The sequence below is a fragment of the Eudoraea sp. genome (assembly GCF_049669105.1).
Lineage (GTDB): Bacteria > Bacteroidota > Bacteroidia > Flavobacteriales > Flavobacteriaceae > Eudoraea.
Genome location: NZ_JBATKE010000112.1, coordinates 1 through 1,691, shown reverse-complemented (window position 1 = coordinate 1,691; position 1,691 = coordinate 1). Strand labels below are relative to the sequence as shown.

Sequence of the window (1,691 nt, the reverse complement as noted above, 5' to 3'; positions counted from 1 at the left end):
GGGCCAAATCCAATTGGGAGGATCTCCCTTCAACCATGCTATGGTACATCAACATAACCTCTTTTAACTCAATACTCTTTAAATCAATCTCAAAGTCTTTTTCAACTACTTCCGATTTTGATATTTTAGGGGATTTCGTGGTATTCAGGACTGGTTTTTTCGGCTTATCTGAATCCAAAGTATCCTTTGAAGTTTTCGGCACCTGAATGGAACCAGGACTGGCTAGCGCATTCTCAAGATTGATTTTATTATCCGAATATTCAATGATATTAAAACTCCCCTTTTCTATACTGACACTGTTGACTTTTAGATGGCGATGTCTGATCAACTGCCACGGCTCGAATGCCAGGTTAAGATTTTCTGCAGACAGAATAGGCATGTCGCCTTCTGCTCTCAAAGACTTTTTTTTCTCGTAATAATTAATATTTTTTAGACTTACAGAAAAATTGGGTAAATGGCGGAACAGGGCAAGTTCTATTTCCTCTATTTCGAGGTCCCCCGTTTGTATTTCGGAGACATATAACTGAATTTCATCTAAAATCCACTCTTTACCATCCTGGTAGAAAATTACAGAAATAATCCCTAGCAAGGCCACTAGTAATCCCATTCCCAGCAGCAGTCGCTTTAGGATTATTTTAATGGACGAACTAATGGTCATTAATATTAATAAGGAATTATTAAATAAGTAGTATAAATATAAGCAATAGTTAAATGATTGCTTAAAACAAAAAATGAGAGTCCTTTTGACTCTCATTTTTAAAACTAAATAAATTAAAGCTTATTATTCTGTTGACACCTTAGACAAGGAAATTGCTATGGCCTCTGCATAAGTCAATATCACTACTTGTCCAATGTGCAGCTGTTCCATAAAGGCAGCATCTTGCATGGGAATAGTTAAATAGTTTCCGTTAGGGCCCTCTACCGTGGCCAACATCTGCGGTCTGTTAAGTATTTCAATTGTTACAACAGCTTTAACCATTTCTCCAACTGCGCCTGCCGGAGCTTCCCCTTCCGGAGCTTTACCTTCCCCTTCTAAAACAACAAATGGTTCTGCCAATTCTGCAGAAGTCGGTGCTCGAAACTCAGCCTTTAAATAGGTATAAAAGTCAAAAGTGATTATATCTCCAACCGAAATTTCATCAAACCTTTTAATTTCCGGGCCGGCCGTAATGGTAGCTAGTTCACCATCGGGTCCTTTGAGGGTAACATCGCGGGTTTCCTTAGCAATTTCTGTTACCGTTCCCTGCATGGTTGCAAGACTTAATCTTTCTCTTGGTTCTATGGTACTATCAACATCCTGCGCTAACAAAGGAGATGTTAAAAATGTACAAAAGAATAAAGCAAAAGCATAAATTTTAATAGTTTTCATAAAGTGGATTTTAATAATTACATTTTGATTTTAGGTTGTCTTATTAGTTTAATTACCTTCTAATTACAGCGTGTAAATTTAAACTAATTATTGAATACATATGGCTTTTATTACAAGCAATATTATGCTATTTAGGTATAATTTTTCTTAAGATTATCTATGAATTCTACCTGATTGTACATTTCATTATTTAACTTTGCGGTAGCATTAAACCGTTAAATACTTTAATGGATTTTTATGATATTATCATAGCTGGCGGTGGGCCTGCGGGCATGTCTGCGGCGGCAGAATTAAGTAAAGACTTCAAAATCCTTATCCTGGA

General features: G+C 36.5%; 2 protein-coding genes. Both read right to left on the bottom strand.

Going from position 1 to position 1,691, the window contains the following annotated elements; all coding sequences use genetic code 11:
• Positions 1 to 658 (bottom strand): hypothetical protein (locus WBM60_RS09715; RefSeq protein ID WP_424283015.1); only part of this gene is annotated, 658 nt, incomplete at its 3' end.
• A 123-nt stretch (positions 659 to 781) separates the two neighbouring features.
• On the bottom strand, positions 782 to 1,369 hold the full coding sequence (locus tag WBM60_RS09710) for a hypothetical protein (protein WP_424259854.1): 588 nt from the start codon (positions 1,367 to 1,369) through the stop codon (positions 782 to 784).
• Positions 1,370 to 1,691 lie beyond the last annotated feature (322 nt).